We start from the raw sequence: 22401 nt of genomic DNA, 5'->3' as shown, positions 1-22401 counted from the left end.
AAACCAGCATAAAAGCTGGTTAAAAGTCGAAATAATTTCTTTTTAATAGACGTGGTCTTCCCATTAATTCTTCATATGTTAGTTGTTTTGGTAAATCTTTCGTATAAATTAAAAATAATTGATCTTCAATTTCTTTTACTGTATGGTCTGATTGATAGTCCATCCCGCACGAGGAACAAGAAATACATGGTGTCTTTTGGATTTCAATGGCTTTCGTACCATCTGGTAATTCCCAATATACAGTATTCAAGCTTTCTTTCGCTTCTGTACTGTCACACCACATACAATTCATACTGCATCACCCTCAGTTTTTTTGTCGTTTTCTTCTAATTTAGCCATTTGCGCTTGATATTTTTTATCTTTTAATTGATCACGCTTATCACGTTTATCTTTTAAAGATGCATGAGTATCATTATCTTCATAGTCTTTACGACGGTTCATACGCTGTAAGTCGTCTGGAACGAGGTTAAATTTCTTATCGCTCATAAGACCTGCGATACCAACATCTGAACGTTTTTCTTCGTAGTTCGGATAAATCTCTTTAAAGTATCCTTCCGCTCTTCCTGGAATATAGCTCTCTGGCTCTGGATACGTCGTAATAACACCTTCAAAGTTACGAAGTACAACTTTATCTGCACTTTGTGAGATTAAATAGTTTGGTTGAAGTGCAATTTTACCGCCTCCACCTGGCGCATCAACAACGAATGTCGGAACAGCATAACCAGATGTGTGTCCACGTAAACCTTCAATAATTTCAAGACCTTTAGATACTGGTGCACGGAAGTGACCGATACCTTCAGATAAGTCACATTGATAAATGTAATATGGACGTACACGGATTTTTACTAAGTCATGCATAAGTTTTTTCATAATTGGAACGCTGTCGTTAATACCAGCTAAAATTACTGCTTGGTTTCCGACTGGAACACCAGCATTCGCTAACATTTCACATGCCTTTTTCGATTCTTCAGTAATTTCAATAGATGTATTGAAATGTGTATTTAACCATACTGGATGGTATTTTTTAATAATGTTACATAAATTTTCTGTAATACGTTGCGGGAATACTACTGGTGCTCTCGTTCCGATACGAATAATCTCAACATGCGGAATCTCTCGTAAATTTTTTAATACATATTCTAAAATTTTATCGTTAATTAGAAGTCCATCACCACCGGAGATTAATACATCTCGCACTTGTGGTGTTTCACTAATATAAGCAATCGCATCATCTAATTGTTTCTTCGGTACACCCATTCCAATTTGTCCACTAAAACGACGACGTGTACAGTAACGACAATACATAGAACATTGATTTGTTACTAAGAATAGTACACGGTCTGGATAACGATGTGTTAGCCCTGGAACTGGTGAATCTTCATCTTCGTGAAGTGGATCTTCTAAATCATATTTTGTTTTATATAACTCTTCCGAAATCGGTACTGATTGCATCCGAATCGGACAGCGTGGATCATCAGGATTCATTAGCCAAGCATAGTACGGTGTAATGTTTAACGGGATCGTTTTCGTTGAAATTTTAACGCCCTCTTCTTCTTCAGGTGTTAAGTTAATTACTTTTCTTAAGTCATCTAACGTTTTGATCGTATTCGTTAATTGCCAAACCCAATCATTCCATTGCTCTTCAGTAACATCTTTCCATAATTCGATATCCTTCCAGTGACGATTTGGTTTGTATACATCATGTAACATTGCTATTCCCCCTTTTTATACGCTCATCCTTTATATAAGCAATAGTTATGCCAACTTTACATTGTTGATAAGTAAATGTGCGGAGAACCCTATTACATAAGCGAAAAAATATTTTTAAGCGTTGTATGAAATCAATACTTAACATCATATTCATTACTTTTTATATATGTAAACGCTCTTTTATTCGTGCAAACACACAAAAACCGCCGATTATTCGGCGGTTTTGTCGTACTTGCTCAGTTTATATTGAAGCGTTTGACGAGGGATACCTAACATTTTTGCGGCTTGTAATATATTCCCTTCCGTTTCAATCAACGCTTGATCTATTAATTCTTTTTCTGTTTGATGAAGTGCTGCTCTAAGTGGCATTATACCCTTCTTCTTCGAAAAATTCTCTTTCCGAAATGTACGTGGTAAACAATTGGCTGTTAATGTATTCCCTTCTGCAATAATAACAGCATGTTCAATCGTATGTTTTAACTCTCGGACATTTCCAGGCCACTGATAAGCTTGCAGTCTATCTTTCGCTTCCTCATCAATTTGAAGTACACCTTTTTTATAACTTTTATTATATTCTTTCAAAAAATAAGATGCTAATAATAGTACATCCTCAGTTCTTTCACGAAGCGGTGGGATATATAATGAAAATACGTTTAAGCGATAATATAAATCAGTGCGAATTTTATTCTCTCGTAAACATATTTCTGGAGGCTGGTTCATTGCGGTAATAACACGAACATCTACTTTTCTCGTCTTATTATCACCAATTCTTCTAATGACTCCATCTTCTAACACTCGTAACATTTTTGCCTGCAAATCAAGAGGCATTGAATTCAGTTCATCTAAAAATAATGTACCACCATCAACAAGTTCAAATAGCCCAGCTCTTTCAATCGCTCCTGTATAGCTTCCTTTTGTCGTTCCAAACAATAAACTTTCTAATAGCGACTCTGGTAAAGCTGCACAGTTTTGTGCAATAAATGGCTTGTTTTTTCTTTTAGAAGCTTCATGAATTGCTTGTACGAACAGTTCTTTTCCTGTTCCTGTTTCACCATATATTAAAACATTTGCGTCTGTTGGTGCTACTTTTTGTGCTAACTCTTTCGTCTGTTTAAACCGCGTATCATTTGTCACTATCGTCTCAAATGCAGCATGCTTTTTAATCACTTTTTTTCTAGATGATCGCTTTATTTTCGACTGTAAGTCAACAATTGTGTCAGTAAGTTTTTGAATTGTAGAGTAATCCTTTGCAATTTCAACAGCCCCAGCAATATTCCCATCTATAAAAATAGGTAACGTCGTATTTACTGTACAAACATCTTCACCATTTAAATTTTGATAATGCTGTGCTTGATGTACGATAGGTTTTTTTGTATCTAGTACTTTCATCAATGTACTCGTTTCCCTTGATAAAGACGGGAACGCTTCTAATAGATGTTTCCCTAACACTTTTTCAATCTTCGATCCATCGTGTTTTGCAGCTACAGAATTATAAAATATTGTAATTCCATTCTCATCTACAGCGTGTATAGCCTCATCAATACTGCCCAAAATCGCTTCAATGACTTCTTGTGTCGAAACTGCTAGCAATGTCATCCCCCCTCTTGCCGAAAATCCAGCAATTACATGCCGAATTTTCGGCACACCTATGTGCGATTGTAAGCATGACGATTCCGTTCTATAATTTTGACCAATTTTATATTTTCATTAGATAACTCGAAATTCTAATTAGTACAGCTTTTCGAACACCCAGCTCCACCTAACTGTTTTGCTTTACAGCCGAATTTTGAGGCGGAAGTTTTACTGCTTTCGAATAGCTAGATAGATCTTTCACCCATATATTCATATCTTCCAACTTATCGAAAATGTAGCAATTATTCGCCAGTCTTCCTGTATACGTATAGCCTAATTGATGAAAGGCAGCATTCATTCCGAAAGAAAGCGATCGAGCAATTGTATAGGAGCAGAAAATAGATCTTTCTCGAAGCTCTTCCTCTAATTTAATTAGTAAACTTTTCATAAATCCATGTTTACGATATTCAGGTAAAGTAGCACAATTCGTTAATTCTGCATTCCCTTCTTTTATATTCATTTCTGCAGATGCTGTACTAATAATTTTCCCCTCAAATTCATATACGTAGTAAATTGTATCGTCTTCTTTCATCGTCTGTAATACATAACTCGCTTCATTTAAAGGTGTCGGATACACTTCAAATACTTTTCCGAATACAGTTGCTAATTCTTCTGCATCTTCTTCATTCGCTTTTCTCAGCAAAAATTTCTCTGGAACTACTTTTTCTTTTATTTCTTTTCCTTTTACACCGCTTAATATAGTATCTTCCTCAGTCCAATGCATACTATTTCGTCTTTCATCATTATTATATTTCACAAAAAAGTATGCATCGTGTCCTTGAAAATAATGAGGTATCGTTGCTTCCAACAAAAAACCGAAAGAGAGCCATGTTGAAACATGCTCTCCCTTTCCTTTAATAATACATTTAGTGAAAGAATGCTTCTCTGCTAGTTCGTCAATTGTCTGTATAATACTTTCAACATTTCCTGTATAGTGATCTACCCGAATACGCTTATTAAAATAATCTAAAACGCCTTCTACTGTATAACAATTCGTCTGTTCTCTAAAAGATTCATAGTATTTCATTTTTTCACCTCACACCAATCTAGTAATGTACATGCAATAATTTTTGCGGCAGCTATCATTTTATCAACTTCTATATATTCGTTTGGATAGTGTGCTACTTTCGTCTCTCCTGGACCAAATACTATTGTTGGTACGTTTGCAATTTGTGTAAATAAACCTCCATCAGTCCCCCACGGAGATGCTTCAATAATTGGTTCGTTCCCTTCGATTTCAACAAAGTTGTGATGAAGTGTCGTAATGAGTTCATGATTCTCTTCTAATTCACCAGGAACCCATCTCGCTCCAAACCACTCTACTTCTACTGGATTTTCAACAAACCAATTGTCCACATCATTTAATTCAACAATCCAATTCTCAAACTCTTCTTTTGCCGCCTCTATAGTCTCATTCGGCGCAACACCGCATCTTCCTTCTAAAATTAATTCATCTGGAACAGAACTTGGCCAACTCCCTCCTTCAATTTTCCCAATGTTAATTGGAATTGGAATCGGAATCCCTTTAAATAACGGATCTGTAATTCGACTATTTCTTTTCTCCTCTAGCTTTCTTACATGTTCTATAACAAACATACTTTTTTCAATTGCACTAACCCCTTCATAACGCGTTCCACCGTGTGCAGCTTTCCCTTTTACACGTAAACGAAACCACATGGAACCTTGTTGTTTCGGGAAAAACTTCATATTAGTAGGCTCTGGAATAATGACACCATCTGCCTTATATCCTCGTAATATAGTTGCTAATGTCCCTGCTCCGCCACTTTCCTCTTCTATTACACTTTGAAAATAGATGTCTCCTTTTAATGCAATGCTAGATTCAATAATCGCTTCCATCGCAAGCATGAGTGCGACATTTCCGCCTTTCATATCCGTCGTTCCACGGCCATATATACGATTTCCTATTTTCTCACCGCTATAAGGATGATGTTTCCACTGATTGACATCCCCTTCTGGAACTACATCAATATGCCCATTTAATATCATAGATTTCCCGTCTCCACTTCCTTTTAAAGTTGCTACAATATTTGGGCTATCTGAAAAACTTGTACGGGGTGATACAAAATAAGGATGATCTTTCATTTTAGAAAAAGAAGGCTCCCATATATCGAGGTCCAAACCTAATTCACGTAATTTTTCAATCACAATCGCCTGCGCACCGCTTTCATCACCAGATACGCTCTTTTCTTGAATTAATCGTTTTAAAAATTTCACACTTTCTTCTTCATGTCTCTCAATATAATCACAAACTTGCTTTTTTAATTGCTCCATATATTACATCTCCCTTCATTCAATTACTAGTAAGTTAGAACTAATTTGAAAATCCGCTTCTGTATGTCGTTTTATATCTTCTACTGTGTATGGGCTCATTAATTCTTGTAATATAAGTCCACTCGGAGTTACCTCCATGACCGCCATATCAGTAATAATTAAATCTACACATTTCTTTGAAGTTAATGGCAATGTACACTCTGAAACAATTTTTGCATTTCCGTACTTATCAACATGATTCATCACAACAACGACCCGCTTCGCTTTTTGTGCTAAATCCATTGCTCCACCAATACCTGGAACACGTTTTCCAGGTACAATCCAGTTTGCTAAATCACCATTTTCACTTACTTGTAATGAACCAAGAATCGTTATATCTAGCAAACCTTTTCGAATCATCCCAAACGCTGTGCAACTATCGAAATAACTCGCTCCTGTTATAAGAGAAGTTGGTAAACCTGCTGCATTACACAAGTTTTCGTCTTCATTCCCTTTACTTGGCGTTGGTCCCATGCCGACGATTCCATTTTCCGCATGAAACATAACATTTATATCGTCAGGCAAATGATTTGGTACAAGCGATGGTATGCCAATACCTAAATTTACAATCATACCATTTTGTATTTCTTTCGCCGCACGCCTAGCAATCTTATCCCTCACTTCTACGCCCATACCCATTTCCAGTTCACTCCTTCCGACGGTACAATATAATTTACGAAAACACCTGGAACGACAATTTCCTCTGGATCTAAACTTCCTAGCGGGACTATTTCTTCTGCTTCTACAATTGTTATATCCCCAGCCATTGCTACGTGAGGATTCATATTTCGTGCACTTTTGTCAAATACAAGGTTACCAAACGGATCTGCCTTTTTCGCATATACAATTGAAACTTCAGCAGTTAATGCTGTTTCAACTAAATATGTCTTACCGTTCATTTCAACTGTTCGTTTTCCCTCTTCCACAATCGTATCAACACCAACATCAACTAAAATACCACCAAGACCAACACCACCTGCGCGAATGCGTTCCGCTAATGTTCCCTGCGGAGAAAACTCAATTTGTAATCTTCCCTCGTTTAGTTGCCTTCCTGCATTTGGGTTGGATCCAATGTGAGAAGTAATTAGTGATTTAACTCTTTCATTTGTAACAAGACGACCGATACCTACATCAGGAAATCCAGTGTCATTTCCAATCAAATTTAAATTTGTAACGCCTTTTTCTAAAATTGCCTGTATTAAAGATGGAGGGGATCCAATCCCTCCAAATCCCCCAAACATTAATGTCATATCATCATGGAACAAAGAAATTACTTCCTCAATTTCTTTTAATTTACCGAATGTATTTGTAATAGTTGTCATGCGATACTATGCCCTCCTTTTTGCATCATCTCTTCCACACTTTTAGAGAAAATTGAAAGTAATTCATCTAACTCGGAATATGTAGTTGTCATTGGCGGTGCTACAAGCAGTGCACTATCTTCTTTTCCTGCTTGCCCTGAAACTGCTTGATATAAAAGCAGGCCATTTTTAGCTGCAACTGAAATAAGCTCCGACGCTTTTGTAAACGGTTGCAATTCTACTCCGATTAGCAACCCTTTTCCGCGCACATCAGCAATGATTGTCGATTGTTGCTGAACTTTCTGTAAGCCTTTTATTAAATACTCTCCCTTTTCTGCTGTTTTTTCAGGGAGATTATGTTTCTCCATATATTCAATAACAGCTAAAGCCGTTGCTGCAGACAATGGATTTGCACTTAACGTATGACCGCTCATTACTGAACGTGACCCACGTAATATTGGCTCCATAACACGATCACTTACAACTGTCGCTGCCATCGGTGTATATCCCGCTCCTAACCCTTTACCAAGTGTCATAATATCCGGTTCTACACCCCAATGCTCCATCGCAAACCATGCTCCAGTACGACCAAGCCCAGTCATTACTTCATCCGCAATAAATAAAATATCGTAATGGTCGCAAATATCTTTAATGACTTTATAATAGTCTTTCGGCGGAACAACCGCGCCTCCAGCTGCTCCGATAATCGGCTCAGCAATAAAAGCAGCAATATGCTCTGCACCAATTCTTTCAATTGATCTTTCTAGTTCAGTCGCACATGCCAGCTGACAAGTTGGATATACCTTTTGAACAGGACACCTGAAACAATATGGAGCTGGTATAGTCGGATAATCTTCCAAAATAGATACGAAACGTTGTCTACGTAGTGGGTGACCAGACATCGATAACGCACCCATCGTAATGCCGTGATAACTCATCCATCTTGATAAAATTTTGTGTTTCCCTTGAATGCCTCGCTCTTGAAAATGCTGAATTGCAATTTTCATAGCTGTTTCATTTGCTTCCGTACCACTATTTACAAAGAAACTCCAGTTCAAATCTCCTACACTTAAATCACTTAACTTCTTCGCTAATTTTTCAGCTGGTTCACTCGTAAACTGTGATCTATAAACAAAAGCAATCTCCTCAGCTTGCTTTTTAATAACGTCTGCAATCTCCTTTACGCCATGCCCAATACCTGCCGTAATTGCTCCTGACGAACCATCAAAATATTTATTGCCATTTTGATCATACAAATAAACACCTTTTCCATGTGAAATCATTGGATACGGCTGACCAACAAGTGGTTTAATTAAGTAATCGCGCATAGCGCTCCCCCATTTCTCCAATTTGTATATATATATGAAGAAAATTGACGTTTCTTTCATAAAAAAGAATCCTCTGCAAAAGCAGTGAATTTATCAAAAAACTATTATAAAATATACAAATGAGTGCTTAAAAATATTTATAAAACAGAAAATTCAGAACTCAAAGCGAAGACCAACCCTTTTCTATACGCCCAAATAACCCTCCCTTTTATATGAAATGACTACATCACCAAATGGTTTTATAGCATAATGCCAGCTGCCCTTATATGCCGACATTCTGTACACTTCGACGGAACTCCGGTTAAACTCCTTCCTATTATCCTACTTTAAATTGCATATTTTAAAACAAATTTCGACACCCTGCCTTACTAATCAATTCAGATTCATATTTAATATGTAAACTTTTCATTTTTAAACTATAAAAAAAGAACCGATTAACCACACTAATCAGTTCGTCATGACGCTCTCTTATGGGTTAATACTGTCAATTGCTTAAATAAATAGAAAAATCAAGTTTACAAATTCATCCTACAGCCTATAAGACAAAACCTTTTCATAACTTCATTCACAATTACTATCGGGATATCCCTATCCCGAAGTGGCACCCCTTTCCTCAGATTCAAACTACCTTTCCTTTATAATTTATGTAGGACAATTATCACTTTGTATGTGTATTTGCCTATAATTTAAAAAAACTCTAGTTTTCTAGCGATTGTTGGACATGTATTCAATATGTTAATTGAAATGCACTGTCAATTTGGCATTTATATGTTTTTACTTTCGTGCAGTCATATGTACTGCTTTAATCTACGAAATACTCGTAAGTACCAGCACCTCTTTATGACGACATATTTGTTGTCAATTTTTAATTTTCCCTTTATAAAATTATTTTTTTCGCATAACCGCTTTCTTGCTTCGCATATAGTTTTAATGATGACAAAGGAGGAATGTTCATGTCTCAACCTGAAATCGAAAAATATGGACAAGAAGTTACGCAATACGAACAGCTCGCACGTTACTATCAGTTTCGTAATCCTAAAAAATATATAGAATTATATATGAAATATTGCGATGCACTATCGAAACTTGTACAGGCGTATGAAACAAGGGATTCACAAGAAGCTGCTTTACCGTCACATATAAGAATTTTTCATGCCGATCCAAATATACCGGCGGTTGACATTTTAGTAAACGGACAAAAGATTATTAAAAATATTTCATTTAAGCAATTCAGCCCTTATTTATCATTAGTACAAGGTAAATACCGTATAGATATTGTACCCGTCGGAAATGAAACTCCAATCTTTTCAGCATTGGTACCAATAATGGGAAATCATACTTATACTCTTGCTGCAATAAACAGTGATAATCACCTACAATTACAACCTATACTTGATAATACACATTTACCAGCTGGTCAAGCCAAAATACGCTTTGCACATTTCTCTCCAGATACCCCTGTTGTAAATGTAGATTTAAAAGATGGGGATCATTTATTTGAAAATGTACTCTTTAAACAAATAACAGATTTTTTGCAAGTTAGCCCCGGTACAGCAGATATTGAAATTTCACTCGCAGATAATAAAAACGTTTTATTGACTATACCGAAATTCAATGTTGAACCAAATGTTATTTATACAATTTCAATAGCAGGTTATTCAAATAAAGATCCTAAATTAGAAGCAGTTATACTTACAAATTAAAACAGTCTACACCATTCATTTGGTGTAGACTGTTTATTTTTGAAATGCAATTTGAAATTCTGTCCAATCGTTATCTGATCGACACATAATGGACCCATTATGTTTTTCCACAATTTGTTTACATACAAATAATCCAATACCTGTTCCTAACTTTTTAGTAGTTACAAATGGTTCAAAAATCGTTTCTACATTTTCAGCTGGAATCATTGGCCCATTATTTTTTATCACAATTCGAATAGCTTGATCTTCTTCAAATACATCAATGATAATTTTCCGTTCTTCTTTCATTGATTCAAGAGCATCAATTGAATTCATTAATATGTTTAAAAATACTTGTCTCACTTCACTTCGATAGCCAACAAGCGGAATTGGATACGGTAAATTCTTTTCAATCGAAACATTCGCATTGACCAAACTCGGATATAAGAATTGTATAATGTCTTGAAACAAGTCATTAAGCCAAAACCGTTCCGATTCATTCCACATTTCTTTTTTCGATACGAGTAAAAATTGCGAAATACGAAAATTTAATTGATCTAATTCATGCGAAATAATATCTAAATACGATAAACTCGGATGATCTGCCTTTAATAATTTGACAAATCCCATAATGGAAGTAAGCGGATTACGAAATTCATGTACAAAACTAGCTGACATTTGCCCTAAAATCGTCAGCCTTTCTTTATGTGTTTCGTTAATATATTGCTGTTTTTCCTCTAAATTCTTCGATATAATTTCCGAGTATTTTAAAACGGTATAATAAATTAATTTGTCAAAACAAGTATGTATTTTTGCCATAATTGGTTTCAATTCACGAGCACTAACATCTAATTCACACATCGCTTCGAAAAGTTCATTTCTTCCCACGTTTGCGTTATAGACAAAATCTCCAATATTCGCATCCGCTCCAGCACGTTCAATAGCAATTTTCTCGCATAACGGTTGAAGATAAGTTATATCTTTATCTTCCATAGTAAGTTCGATAATTAACTCTAGTAAATCCTCTCCATTTTGAACTACTTCTAGTTTAAATGGATCTTTTTCGGAAATTATCATTTTGTTTTTCCAGTTCTCTACGAATTGGTGCCTATTGTTTTTCAAGTGTGAACAAAATATTTCTTTAATATCCTTATCGATTGGAAAAACCTCCATTCCCTCCATTTCCATACGACGAATACCCTTTATATTTTGAATATTAACACAAAAAATACGATTCGTTAATAGATTTTTGTCACATTTTGTTAATTTCTGTTGATAAAATTAATTTTTTCTTTCTTATTTAACTAATTGTATTCACATACCCTTTTTCCTTCACATATTTTCATTATTTCCGTAGTCAAAATGACTTTTTTTGCATCATTTTTAATTCTTGCGTACAATAGAAAATGAAAGGTGTGAAAAATATGGTAAATAAAAATGTGGAAGATTATCTCCAAGAAGGCATTTACGGCCAAAAGCAAAACAAACCAGAAGAACGTAATATGTATTTAACTACATTACGTGAGCGTGTAGAAATCGCTTTAACAATCGGTCAAGTAATGCAAAGTAATGTATATTCTGAAGTGGCAAGTAGTATGCGCCCTTCTCAATCATTACAAATATTCCTAAATGGTGGCATTGCTTACTCACATTTATCAAAATACATTAAATTAGCAAATGAAAAAAATGTTCCCTTTACAATTGTACAAAATAAAGGAACAGAAACACCAATCGGTTTAGTACTATCTCATAGCACCGCTGTAGACAAAGAGCATATTTATGTAGAAGATACTATTTTTAAACAAGAAATGAAGTAAAAGGTACACTTAATTAAATAGTAACTAGAAACGTAAAAAACACTAAAAAAACGAGTATGGAATCGTAAACATTTTCCTACTCGTTTTTTAGTGCAATGTTTAAGTTCTATATGCTTTATTTTTTAATACATACTAATTTCATTTCTGTCATTTCTTCTATTGCATATTTAATTCCTTCACGCCCCGTGCCACTTTCTTTCACACCACCATAAGGCATATGATCTACTCTGAACGTTGGAATATCATTAATCATGACACCACCAACCTCTAACTCATCGATTGCACGCATTGCTTTAAATAAATTATTTGTAAATACTCCTGCCTGTAAGCCGTAACGCGAATTATTTACTTGCTCAATCGCTTCATCAAATTCTTTAAATGTATTTACTGTCATGAGTGGACCGAATACTTCTTGACACTGCACTGATACATGATCTGGAACATTTGTTAATACAGTCGGTTCAAAGATTCTTGCATCCCGCTTCTTACCACCGCATAAAACAGTTGCTCCTTCCTCAATTGCTTCTTGAACCCACATATCAATTCGCTCTACATCTTTTTTTGAAATTAAAGCTGATACATCCGTTTCTTCAAGCAGTGGATCCCCAACAACAACTGATTCCATCGCTTTCTTTAGCTTCGAATGAAATTCATGCTTTTTCGTTTCATGTACAAAAACACGTTGTACTGAAATACAAACTTGCCCATTATTAACAAATGCTCCCCATTTTACACGTTCAACTATTTCATCTGTTAACTCTACATCTTCATCAATAATAACAGCAGCATTTGATCCTAGTTCTAACGTAACTCGTTTTAACCCAGCCTTTTGTTTTATTCCGATTCCAACTTTTGGACTTCCGGTAAAAGTAATAGAAGCAACATAATCATTTTTAACGATTGCCTCACCAACCGTGGAGCCAGGACCAGAAATGATATTTAAAGCTCCATTTGGCAATCCTGCCTCTTCAAATAACTCAACTAATGCATAAGATGATAATGGCGTTTGATCAGCTGGCTTTAACACAACTGTATTTCCGGCAGCAATTGCAGGTCCAACTTTATGCGCAACTAAATTTAATGGGAAATTAAATGGGGTAATAGCCCCTATAACCCCAATCGGCTTTCGGATTGTATATGCAATACGCCCATCCGCACCAGGTGCGGCGTCTAATGGCAATGTCTCACCATATATACGCTTCGCTTCTTCAGCTGCAAATTTGTACGTTTGAACAGTACGATCTACTTCTCCCCTTGCAGCACGTATTGGTTTTGCAGCTTCTTTTGCAATAATCTCTGCAAATTCTTCTCTTCTTTCATCCATTTTTTGTGCAACCTTCTCTAAAATAGTCGCTCGATCATATGCAGATAATTTATTCATTTTTGTCATTGCATTTTTTGCAGCAGTAACAGCCTCTTTTACATCTTCTTCCGTTCCTTGTGCAATTTCTGCTAATGTTTCTTCAGAATATGGTGCGTATAATGGTTTATACGTGTTTACAGATTTCCAATCTCCGTTTATATATAAATGCTTTTTCATACTTCTTCTCCTTCCAAATATATGTATACAACAATACTTCACCTAGTGAAAGGTCTGACTTATGTCATTGTATCATAGCCCCTATTCCTCAAAAAACATTATGCTCAAAAAAACTCTGCTATATAGCAGAGTTTACGAGCTAATTTGCTCTTGTAACGAAATTTGTTTTTCATCTTCTAAAATAACAATCGATTCTACTATCTTTGTAACTTCTAATCTTTTTATATAATGTCCATCTAATTCTTTCACACAAAACTTATAATTTTCAATTTCAATGAAATCCTCTTCAGCAATCTCTATATTCTTCGTTAAAATCCAACCACCGATTGTATCAACACCATCATCATCAATCCCTAAACCAAATAACGTATTCACTTCACTAACAAGTACTTTTCCCTCTAGTATCGTCTTCGTTTCACTAACTTGTTGAATTTCTGGCTGCTCATCCGTATCAAACTCATCCTGAATATCTCCAACAATTTCTTCCAAAATATCTTCAACAGTAACAAGTCCAGATGTCCCACCATATTCATCTATCAATATAGCAATATGTGTTCTTTCTTTTTGCATTTTTAAAAACAAATCATGAATTGGAATAGAATCGATAACTAAAATAATTGGTCTCATATATTGCTCTACTGTATTCTTATTAACAGCTTTATGTTGTACAAACTCAGTAAAAATATCTTTAAAATTCACAAAACCTATTACGTGGTCTTTGTCGCCATCAACAACTGGATACCTTGTATATTTTTCGCGAGACATTTTTTGCAAAGCTTCTTCAGCGGGCATTTCTTTACTTATAATATTCATTTCAGTTCGAGGTACCATTATTTCTTTTGCAATCCGATCATCAAATTCAAAAATTTTATTTACATATTTATATTCAGATTGATTAATCTCACCATTTTTATAACTTTCTGAAACTAACAACCGTAATTCTTCTTCTGAATGAACCTCATCATGCCCCTTCGGCGGTTTCAGCCCTAGCAGCTTCGTAATGATTCGAGCTGAACCATTTAATAGCCAAATGAATGGGAATGCAATACGATAAAAGAAAATTAACGGCTTAGAAACAAGCAAACTCACTTGTTCAGATTTTTGAATTGCAAATGTTTTTGGGGCCAATTCCCCTATTACAACATGTAAAAAAGTAATTAACAAAAATACTAAAGTTACAGCAAAAATGTCTGCTAGTTGAGTAGAGATATTCCAATTTGCAAAAAGCGTATCAAACATTTGCTTTAACGCAGGTTTACCAAACCACCCAATTCCTAAAGCTGTAACAGTAATTCCTAGCTGACAAGCAGATAAATATTCGTCTAAGTTTGTAATGACTGTTTTGACCGATGTTGCACGATTATTTCCTTCTGCAATTAAATAGTCAATTCGTGAACTTCTCACTTTAACAATTGCAAATTCTGCTGCAACGAAAAATGCCGTTAAGGCAATTAAAACAATCACTATACTTATACTATATATGTCCAAATACTTTTCCTTACTTACATTGTAAGCAAGGAAGCCACCTCCTACTTAATTTTATTCAAGTGAAGTAAGCATTCTAATACTCTAACAAAATTCTACATTAGCAACCACCTTTTTATATATTATATGCATACATAAAAAAGATATTTATCATTATGATAATCTAATTCATTTACACTAGTCAAATTATTCTAAATGTTACGATAAAACATTTTTATTTAAACAAACTATTCTTCTTAACTCAATTTCGTGAAAAAACACTTTCTTTGCCGATTCCACACTTCTTTTGTCGCACTAGAAGGGAACTTACTTCATAGCTCGAAATCATTCAACAGGATATATATAGGAGGGATTATTTTGGAATATAAAACACCATTTATCGCAAAAAAATTAGGTGTTAGCCCAAAGGCTGTTGTCCGGATCGCGCAACAATTAAATCTTACGATAGAAAAAAATAAATATGGTCACTTTATTTTCACACAAGATGATGTCGATCAAATGTTAGAACACCATCTATTTCAAATAGAGCAGTCTCAAAATTCTCAACCTACTCAAAAGACTTCCTCAAATGAGGTTGAAGAATTAAAAACTCAAGTCAATACAATTGTTCAAAACATATCATCGAATGATTTTGAACAATTAGCTGATCAATTAAACACTATTACGAGAAGACTCGATCGAATGGAAGAACAAATGCAAGATAAGGCAAATGATGTCGTCACGTACCAACTTTTACAACACCGTCGTGAAATGGAGGAAATGTTAGAGCGAATTCAAAAGTTAGAAGCTGCCCTAACGAAAGAAGAACCCATTTATATTACTCCTGATTCAAAACCAACATACGAACGAGAAAAGAAACCTAAGCGCCGCAAAATGATTTTTAGTATATTTGGATTATAATTTTTAGACCCTTATTAAAATAATAAGGGTCTTTTTTAATGAAGAGTTATATCCTATAAAAATATTATTCTCTTTATTATACATATTCACTTCGTTTTATTTTGTTAACATAATATTTTTACTGTATTCTGCAATTAATGCCTGTGCATGAGCATTCCCTTGAATCACATCACGAAATTCTTTTAAAGAATATAAATGCGTAACCCCTTTTCGAGCATGAATTCTTACTGGTACACCTTGTAAAGTATCATGAAACTGAAATGGATTATCTATCGGTTCAATTGGAAAACCGAGTGTAAGTAAATACATATACATTCTTTTTGTTACTGCTGCAATGTACCATTCAGCTTTTGTTTCTAACGCATGTATAAATAAAATAGCTGTTAGCCTTTTAAAATGTCCTCTCCCACGAGACGTTTTCGAAATACTTAACTTGCCTATTTCATACACATTCTTCAAATCTTTTACTAAATCATTTTTAGAAAACGGATAGAAAAACTCAGAATTTGATTGTTCAGGTACCGTATACTTAATACATTCTACTGTACCAATAGGATGTTCATCTTCTATTAATAAAAATCGTGATGGATTTAAATTACGTTCTACGAACATTAAGTTTCTTTCTTCACAAAAATCTCCCCATAGTTGCTCGAACCCAAAATGTTCTTCCTTTGTTTGAACACGCTGGAACATATTTAACCGCCTTTCCCATCGTCGCTCTGTTTTTGATAACGCTTTCACTATCTATCATATAAGAACAAATCTTCGTATGCAACTAAAAATATTTATGACTTATTATATTCTGCAAAATGAATTAGATTCCAATTTAATCGACTTTTATCCCGCGCTCACATTCCTTTTAATAACACATTTGTATCACTTTTCAAATCTAAATTACAATATGTTTCTTTCCATACAGCATATAATTCTTCTTAATCTAAAAAAATCCTTTATGAAAAAGGATTTCTTTTACTTCTCAATGCTTTTTAACCACTTTTCAAAAATTTGTACCATCCCATGTTTTCCAGCTAATTTCTCTTCCCCTTGTTTCGTCTTATATGGATATAACTGCAAGAAAACACCGCATCCAGACTCAATTTTTTTACTATGCATATGGCTTCCTGGATATACACAAATGACTTCATAAATTGACCTTCGATAATAGACTCGCTTTCCATCCTGTTCTTCTACATACTTTATAGACCAATACTTATACATTTGCTCAGTTGCTTTCGTATTTCCAACGTGCTGAAAAATATTGTACATTGGACTATACTTCACTTCAATAATAATAGAAGATTTATATACGTATTTCCCATCTTCTTTTACATAACAGTCTAAGCGAATATCTGGCTTCTTCGTATCCTCACCATTGTAAAAATTACTCCCTTTACTTAATGCAATAAGAGGATGTGTTTCAATTAAGTCATTAAATGCGACATGCACCTTTATATCATCTCGTTGTAAAACTACTGTCGTTCCATCTTGTAATCCATCTACATAAAAATGTTCTTGTATTTGTTCACGAATGGAATTTCTAGCCTCAAAACCAATTTGCTCTAAAATTGAAATAACGATAAAAAAAGCGTAATATTCATACACTAAAAACGTTGGCTTATTAACAAATAATAACGATGGAGATTGATCCGTATATTGCGGGAGTACTTCTAAATGATGTAGTAATTGTTGATGTGGTATCGGTAAATCATGTAAGTTCATGTTACTCGTTTCAGTAACTTCCCTCCAAAACGAGGAGTGCATTAATATTTGAAAGTATTGTACATTTTCATGAACAATATGCGCCAATATTTTATATTCTTGTATTTTCATTGAGCTCTTTCGTAAATCAGCTTCTTTTAGTAAATGTATATTTTTATATTTTTGCTTCTCTCTATCGGTTACTGATCCATTACGCTCAATTGTTTGTATAATCGTTTTTACGGCTTGAAACTCTTCTGATTTTTTCTTTTTCTCTCTTTCTAATATTTCAATTGTTTGACGTAAAAAACTTTTAGCTTCAATTAAATAATGATGAAATTGCATCGCTTTATATTTAAGAAATGCATTTTCCTTACTATTTTTTTGTTCCATAAACTTACGATTATAATGTTTTGCATAAGGTTTTCTTTCTGCCACTATCGTTCCTTTTCTTGTTGGCTTTCTCTCTTTTCCTTCCCATTTATATGCATTTATAAATTTTGAGCTTGATTCTATTTTCTTAAAGATTTGCTTTATCATCTTCATTTTTTGGGGTAACTTTCTAAGCAACACTAAATAAGAAGAATCCTCAATATCGCTAAGTGCAGAGAAAGTCTTTTTATAATAACCTCTATCCAAAATCAACTCATTTAAAATTGACTTCACATAGTCTTGAATCATTTCAAATTGATCATCAAAAAAGTTTTTCGGTACGATTTGAAAAGCGCCATAATACGTTGTATCTTCTATACGCACTTCAAAATGGTATAAACCACAGCGCCATGGATAAAAGAATTCTGTTTTCCCATGCTCATATATTAATACTCTTTGTTTTTTTTCATTTATTTCATATTGAGCCTCTTTTATATTTTTCTGTCCCTCATATACTTTATTCCATATAAAAGTAATATTCATTGGAATTTCATAATTGTACTGCAATCTAATTGGTTTTAATTCTTGTACTTTATAAATACATTGAACTAATGCTGTAGTAGATGTACAAAGACGATTCAATAAAATATAATCTCCTTTCCCCTCATTTCCAATGATTAACTTTAATACAAAAGGGAGCGTTTCATTCGTATCAACGATTTTTGTTTCGTAACGCCCTTCATTTTGCATATCCATACAGCTCCAGTTCCCTACGTTTTTCTCGTATATATGCTAAAGAGTGTTCAAATGTAGATACTCTGTTTGCAAGTGCAGATTGCAAAAGAGGTACTAAGATCGCTCCCCTTTTTGCTTCTTCAGAAAGTAAAGAACCAACCATCATTTCGGTCCCTCTAATTTTCGTCAATACACGCTGCTTTATTTGTAAATCAAACCCCTCTTCTCTACTGATCATATAGGTATGGTTATTTTGGAACGGTATGTTTTGCAAATAAGTCGCAATTGCATTTGCACATCGGAAAGAAATTCCCTTAGACGCATCATGTGATGACAATACGACATGCAACTTATCTAATAGCTCTAATTCTTCTTCAGAAAACACTTCAATCATCGCTTTATTTCTCATCCAATTTATCCGAAATTCTCCTGCTGTTACTTTCAAAGGTGGGTGTAATACGACTTTCCCCTGTTCCATGCCCATCTCACAAAACGGAATTTTCTGTAACGTTATTAGGTTCGTTCGGTCTAATAATCGATCAGAGAGCTCTTTCGTTGTTTCATCAAAATTCACAGTACCTACAAATATAATATTTTCTCCAATTTCAATTGTTGACGGAATTGAATTCTCTATGTCCTGTACACCCTCATACAAGTTTAAAATACGATTTTTTGTTTCAAGTTGAAGAACAGATAGAAACGGAGTAAACCAATGCTCAATATGAGACATGTTCATTTCATCAAAAACGATTATATACAGTTGATTTGGATTTTCTTTCGCCTTCATTAACGTCCTAACTAACTTCGTTTCACTTTCAATAAAAGTACCATTTGGATGAAGGTAACCAAGTAAATCATGTGGTTCTTGATACGATGGCGAAATTGGAATCCAAACCAATTCTTCTCCATACTGTAATCCTAATGCTTCTGCATAAGTTTGCACAAAACGCGATTTCCCAACGCCCGGTATACCACCAAGAATTGTTAACATATTTGTTTTTACACTTATATGGAAATTATAAATATCCGTTTCATCCAAATATAGCCCTTTATTACGCACCATACTTTGTACATACTGTAAAAAGGACGATTCACGCTCATCCCATTCCCATTCATCTTTTTGCACTTTTATATCTTCTACTTCAACTAGCTTACCTTCTTCATGCATTCGTTTCTTTAATTGCTCATACACATGATCACTTACAAAATACAATTGATCTTCTACCGCTATTTCTACATACTTCGTCCAATCACTGCAGTTTATATATTTACATTCCCGATTCTGTTCAAAATATGCGATTGAGCTAATTGATGACTTTAAGGATATGTTTCCATACAGTCTTCCATCGTGCCACAATAATTCAGGAGGCTCAAAGTCCTTCGGAAATTTAGGCATTAGGAATGATAAATAACCGTTGCTAAGTTTTCGTTCTAAAGACTCTCTTTTTTTATTATTTGTAACTTTAGGTGCCGGAATCATTTTATAGCTACTTGCTATTTCTTTCGGTTCTTCTGTACATATTAACTCCACGTATACATTTCCTCTTTCATAATAAAGACGAAACATCACTAATTGCTTTTCTAATTTTCTCTTCTTTAATTCCGAAAAGATTTTTTCATTCTTTTTATTGCTACATAACCCTTCAAATACATATGGTTCATTTGCAAATTGTTCCTGTAAAGTGAATGGTATTGGCGATAAGCATTGTACAAAGAAATTCTCTCCACTCTTCTCTTTTTCAGCTTTTGTAAATTTCCCTAAAAATCTCATATAGTACATTCGTTTTATAAAACTTGGCTGAAGAGCTTTATGTAATTTCACCTTAGTCACCTTCTTTTTTCATACTATTCTTAGTGTATGAAAGAAACGAAAAACTAGAAATAAAAAACCTGACGTTATCCGCCAGGTTCAAAATTAAAACGTATATTAATGAGAAGGAAATGCTTTTTTCTCTTGTAAAATTGCATTATGAGCAATTTTCATTTTAGCAAGTACGTAACGTAATCGATCTTCAGCGTTTTCATCTTTACTTTTTTGCAATTCCGCCAAATTTTCAACAGAACTAGCTAAATTCTCAATGACTCCTCTCAGTTCAGGATGATGATTAAAAAAAGATTCTTGCACTAATACTTTCCTTAACTCACTAGCTAAATCAATTATTCTAGACAACTGTTCTTTTTCTTCCATTCTCATCCCTCCTGAATATCTTATGTAGTAAATATTCTCTAAACAAAGAAAAAAGCCCTTTAAATGAAAAGGACTTTTTACATTTTTATATTTCCAGTTAATAACATATACAGTGATGTGATAGCCGCAATAATAATTGCCCACATCACATATTTCTCTGCACCTGCAAAGCAACGGTTCCCTTGTTCTTTTCTTGCAAACGTGTAAACAATAATTCCAATTCCATACACAATTGAAACGAGTAGTAAATTCTTTAAACCAGCTGCGTAAAGAAGCCATACAGAGTAAATAGAAGCAATTAAAGCTAACGCTCCGTTTTTTAATTTAGCGTCTTTTAGCTCGTTTGTAATGACTAATTTAAATTGGAATAACGCTGATAATAAATATGGTAATAAAATTGATGTTGATGCAATGAAATACATAATTTGATATGTTGATTCTGAAAACAGAACGATGATAAATATAATTTGGGCAACACCATTTGAAATCCATAATGCCATGTGCGGTGTTTGCTTTTTATTTGTTTTCGTAAAAACTTTAGGAAATACGCCATCTTTTCCTGCTACATGAGAAATTTCAGAAACAAGTAAAAACCAGCCAATTAATGTACCGACAAGTGAAGCAACTAACCCGATGTTAATCGCAACTGCACCCCATGGACCAACAACATGCTCTAATACATGTCCCATTGACGGAGTTTCTAACACAGAAAGTTCGCTTCTTGTCATCGCTCCCATTGACAGAACAGAAATTAAAATATAAATGGACATTACTAAAATAAGTCCCATTACTGTTGCCTTACCAACATCTCGGCTATTCTTCGCTCTTCCGGATAATACAACCGCTCCTTCAACTCCAATGAAAACCCAAAGTGTTACAAGCATTGTATTTTTCACTTGACCAAGTATAGCGGAAAGTGAGAGCGTTCCTTCTCCCCAAAAATCATGTGTAAATGTATCCCAGCGAAAGGCTGTTACCATTACAACAATAAATAATACGATTGGAACCAATTTCCCTATCGTTGCAATAACATTCATAATAGAAGCTTCACGGATTCCAAATAAAATTAGAAAATGAAGTGTCCATAATAAAAGTGATGCCCCAACGATAGACGCAACATTATTTCCTCCTTTGAAAATTGGAAAGAAATAACCTAATGTACTAAACAGTAACATAATTGTTGCGACATTACCTAAGATTCCTGCTAGCCAATATCCCCAAGCACTATTAAATCCAATATATTCACCGAAACCAGCACGTGCATAACTATAAATTCCACCTTCAAGTTCCGGTTTTTGTCTTGCTAACGTTTGATATACGAGCGCAAGTGGAATCATTCCCATCGCTGTAATACACCAGCCAATTATTATTGCGCCACTGTTTGCTCCTACTGCTAAATCATGCGGTAAACTAAAAACACCGCCACCAACCATTGTTCCAACTACTAATGCGATTAACGGAAAAAATCCTAACTTCTTTTCTATTTGTACCACCCCATCTGTCATTCTAGGTGTTATGTTCGTTCAACTATTAAAGTCACCTTTTTCTCTAATAGACGTTTCTCTTATATTTTTTCAGGAAAACATTACTTATTCTAAAAGAAAATGAGCAAAAATGGAATACTTTTTTGAAAAAATGTATAAGTATGCACAAAAAAAACCGCTCATTTTGTAATGAACGGT

19 protein-coding genes are annotated in these 22401 nt (G+C 34.4%); 3 read left to right on the top strand and 16 right to left on the bottom strand.

The genetic code is table 11. The annotated features are described in order from the left end of the window. Positions 1-19: 19 nt before the first annotated feature. From AC241_RS11320 to AC241_RS11285, 8 genes are all read right to left on the bottom strand, one after another. Entirely contained in the window at positions 20-292 is a 273-nt protein-coding gene (locus AC241_RS11320) for a YokU family protein (RefSeq protein ID WP_000995766.1), read from the bottom strand. After that, complete coding sequence (kamA, locus tag AC241_RS11315; RefSeq protein WP_000902145.1) at positions 289-1710, bottom strand: lysine 2,3-aminomutase; 1422 nt, start codon at positions 1708-1710, stop codon at positions 289-291. Before kamA ends, AC241_RS11320 begins: the two co-directional genes overlap by 4 nt. Before the next feature lie 210 nt (positions 1711-1920). Beyond that, a complete protein-coding gene (rocR, locus tag AC241_RS11310) occupies positions 1921-3306 on the bottom strand; it encodes an arginine utilization transcriptional regulator RocR (protein WP_080681755.1) in 1386 nt (461 codons plus the stop codon). A 163-nt stretch (positions 3307-3469) separates the two neighbouring features. After that, entirely contained in the window at positions 3470-4369 is a 900-nt protein-coding gene (ablB, locus tag AC241_RS11305) for a putative beta-lysine N-acetyltransferase (RefSeq protein WP_043936532.1), read from the bottom strand. Next, positions 4366-5634, bottom strand: coding sequence for a peptidase (locus tag AC241_RS11300; protein WP_050843446.1), 1269 nt, complete (start codon positions 5632-5634; stop codon positions 4366-4368). The genes ablB and AC241_RS11300 overlap by 4 nt, the downstream gene beginning before the upstream one ends. A 15-nt stretch (positions 5635-5649) precedes the next feature. Beyond that, positions 5650-6312 (bottom strand): CoA transferase subunit B, encoded by a 663-nt coding sequence (locus tag AC241_RS11295; protein WP_000525277.1) that lies wholly within the window; start codon positions 6310-6312, stop codon positions 5650-5652. Next, positions 6297-6995: an acetate CoA-transferase subunit alpha gene (atoD, locus tag AC241_RS11290; protein WP_016081751.1), complete on the bottom strand. Its 699-nt coding sequence runs from the start codon at positions 6993-6995 to the stop codon at positions 6297-6299. Before atoD ends, AC241_RS11295 begins: the two co-directional genes overlap by 16 nt. Next, a complete protein-coding gene (locus AC241_RS11285) occupies positions 6992-8302 on the bottom strand; it encodes an aspartate aminotransferase family protein (RefSeq protein WP_001205877.1) in 1311 nt (436 codons plus the stop codon). The genes atoD and AC241_RS11285 overlap by 4 nt, the downstream gene beginning before the upstream one ends. A gap of 953 nt (positions 8303-9255) precedes the next feature. Here AC241_RS11285 and AC241_RS11280 point away from each other — a divergent pair. Further along, positions 9256-10005, top strand: coding sequence for a DUF4397 domain-containing protein (locus AC241_RS11280; protein ID WP_016081752.1), 750 nt, complete (start codon positions 9256-9258; stop codon positions 10003-10005). Between the two features lie 33 nt (positions 10006-10038). On the opposite strand, the gene AC241_RS11275 is transcribed toward AC241_RS11280, so the two are convergent. Beyond that, positions 10039-11172, bottom strand: a complete 1134-nt coding sequence (locus AC241_RS11275; RefSeq protein ID WP_080117203.1) for a BA2291 family sporulation histidine kinase — start codon at positions 11170-11172, stop codon at positions 10039-10041. A gap of 236 nt (positions 11173-11408) precedes the next feature. Here AC241_RS11275 and AC241_RS11270 point away from each other — a divergent pair, with 236 nt between their 5' ends. Further along, a complete protein-coding gene (locus AC241_RS11270; RefSeq protein ID WP_016081754.1) occupies positions 11409-11801 on the top strand; it encodes a YueI family protein in 393 nt (130 codons plus the stop codon). Between the two features lie 115 nt (positions 11802-11916). Here AC241_RS11270 and AC241_RS11265 read toward each other — a convergent pair whose 3' ends face one another. Beyond that, a complete protein-coding gene (locus AC241_RS11265) occupies positions 11917-13341 on the bottom strand; it encodes an aldehyde dehydrogenase family protein (RefSeq protein WP_043936534.1) in 1425 nt (474 codons plus the stop codon). 132 nt (positions 13342-13473) lie between these two features. Continuing rightward, the gene (locus AC241_RS11260; RefSeq protein ID WP_016081756.1) at positions 13474-14829 is read right to left on the bottom strand and encodes a hemolysin family protein; all 1356 of its coding nucleotides are present in this window, start codon (positions 14827-14829) and stop codon (positions 13474-13476) included. A gap of 354 nt (positions 14830-15183) precedes the next feature. Between AC241_RS11260 and racA the strand changes: the two genes are divergently transcribed. Further along, entirely contained in the window at positions 15184-15726 is a 543-nt protein-coding gene (gene racA / locus AC241_RS11255; RefSeq protein ID WP_043936535.1) for a chromosome-anchoring protein RacA, read from the top strand. Positions 15727-15822: 96 nt separating this feature from the next. On the opposite strand, the gene AC241_RS11250 is transcribed toward racA, so the two are convergent. The 5 genes from AC241_RS11250 to AC241_RS11230 form a co-directional block, all read right to left on the bottom strand. Further along, positions 15823-16419: a hypothetical protein gene (locus AC241_RS11250; RefSeq protein ID WP_000487795.1), complete on the bottom strand. Its 597-nt coding sequence runs from the start codon at positions 16417-16419 to the stop codon at positions 15823-15825. 276 nt (positions 16420-16695) lie between these two features. Beyond that, positions 16696-18546, bottom strand: coding sequence for a hypothetical protein (locus tag AC241_RS11245; RefSeq protein WP_029442230.1), 1851 nt, complete (start codon positions 18544-18546; stop codon positions 16696-16698). Then, positions 18536-20353 carry an AAA family ATPase gene (locus AC241_RS11240; RefSeq protein WP_016081759.1) on the bottom strand — a complete coding sequence of 606 codons (1818 nt, stop codon included), beginning with the start codon at positions 20351-20353 and terminating at the stop codon, positions 18536-18538. The genes AC241_RS11245 and AC241_RS11240 overlap by 11 nt, the downstream gene beginning before the upstream one ends. Before the next feature lie 105 nt (positions 20354-20458). Beyond that, positions 20459-20719: a hypothetical protein gene (locus AC241_RS11235; protein WP_000391447.1), complete on the bottom strand. Its 261-nt coding sequence runs from the start codon at positions 20717-20719 to the stop codon at positions 20459-20461. A gap of 77 nt (positions 20720-20796) precedes the next feature. After that, positions 20797-22224, bottom strand: coding sequence for a basic amino acid/polyamine antiporter (locus AC241_RS11230; protein ID WP_016081760.1), 1428 nt, complete (start codon positions 22222-22224; stop codon positions 20797-20799). Between the last annotated feature and the right edge of the window lie 177 nt (positions 22225-22401).

This window comes from Bacillus thuringiensis (assembly GCF_001182785.1).
In the GTDB taxonomy this organism is placed as follows: Bacteria; Bacillota; Bacilli; order Bacillales; family Bacillaceae_G; genus Bacillus_A; species Bacillus_A thuringiensis_S.
The sequence above is the reverse complement of the archived record's forward strand: the minus strand, read 5'-3'. Positions and strand labels throughout refer to the sequence as shown.

Bases quoted from the DNA above. Each gene is read 5' to 3' on its own strand.
- AC241_RS11320 (WP_000995766.1), bottom strand. From the start codon at position 292: ATGAATTGTATGTGGTGTGACAGTACAGAAGCGAAAGAAAGCTTGAAT.
- kamA (WP_000902145.1), bottom strand. From the start codon at position 1,710: ATGTTACATGATGTATACAAACCAAATCGTCACTGGAAGGATATCGAA.
- rocR (WP_080681755.1), bottom strand. From the start codon at position 3,306: ATGACATTGCTAGCAGTTTCGACACAAGAAGTCATTGAAGCGATTTTG.
- ablB (WP_043936532.1), bottom strand. From the start codon at position 4,369: ATGAAATACTATGAATCTTTTAGAGAACAGACGAATTGTTATACAGTA.
- AC241_RS11300 (WP_050843446.1), bottom strand. From the start codon at position 5,634: ATGGAGCAATTAAAAAAGCAAGTTTGTGATTATATTGAGAGACATGAA.
- AC241_RS11295 (WP_000525277.1), bottom strand. From the start codon at position 6,312: ATGGGTATGGGCGTAGAAGTGAGGGATAAGATTGCTAGGCGTGCGGCG.
- atoD (WP_016081751.1), bottom strand. From the start codon at position 6,995: ATGACAACTATTACAAATACATTCGGTAAATTAAAAGAAATTGAGGAA.
- AC241_RS11285 (WP_001205877.1), bottom strand. From the start codon at position 8,302: ATGCGCGATTACTTAATTAAACCACTTGTTGGTCAGCCGTATCCAATG.
- AC241_RS11280 (WP_016081752.1), top strand. From the start codon at position 9,256: ATGTCTCAACCTGAAATCGAAAAATATGGACAAGAAGTTACGCAATAC.
- AC241_RS11275 (WP_080117203.1), bottom strand. From the start codon at position 11,172: ATGGAAATGGAGGGAATGGAGGTTTTTCCAATCGATAAGGATATTAAA.
- AC241_RS11270 (WP_016081754.1), top strand. From the start codon at position 11,409: ATGGTAAATAAAAATGTGGAAGATTATCTCCAAGAAGGCATTTACGGC.
- AC241_RS11265 (WP_043936534.1), bottom strand. From the start codon at position 13,341: ATGAAAAAGCATTTATATATAAACGGAGATTGGAAATCTGTAAACACG.
- AC241_RS11250 (WP_000487795.1), bottom strand. From the start codon at position 16,419: ATGTTCCAGCGTGTTCAAACAAAGGAAGAACATTTTGGGTTCGAGCAA.
- AC241_RS11245 (WP_029442230.1), bottom strand. From the start codon at position 18,546: ATGCAAAATGAAGGGCGTTACGAAACAAAAATCGTTGATACGAATGAA.
- AC241_RS11235 (WP_000391447.1), bottom strand. From the start codon at position 20,719: ATGGAAGAAAAAGAACAGTTGTCTAGAATAATTGATTTAGCTAGTGAG.
- AC241_RS11230 (WP_016081760.1), bottom strand. From the start codon at position 22,224: ATGACAGATGGGGTGGTACAAATAGAAAAGAAGTTAGGATTTTTTCCG.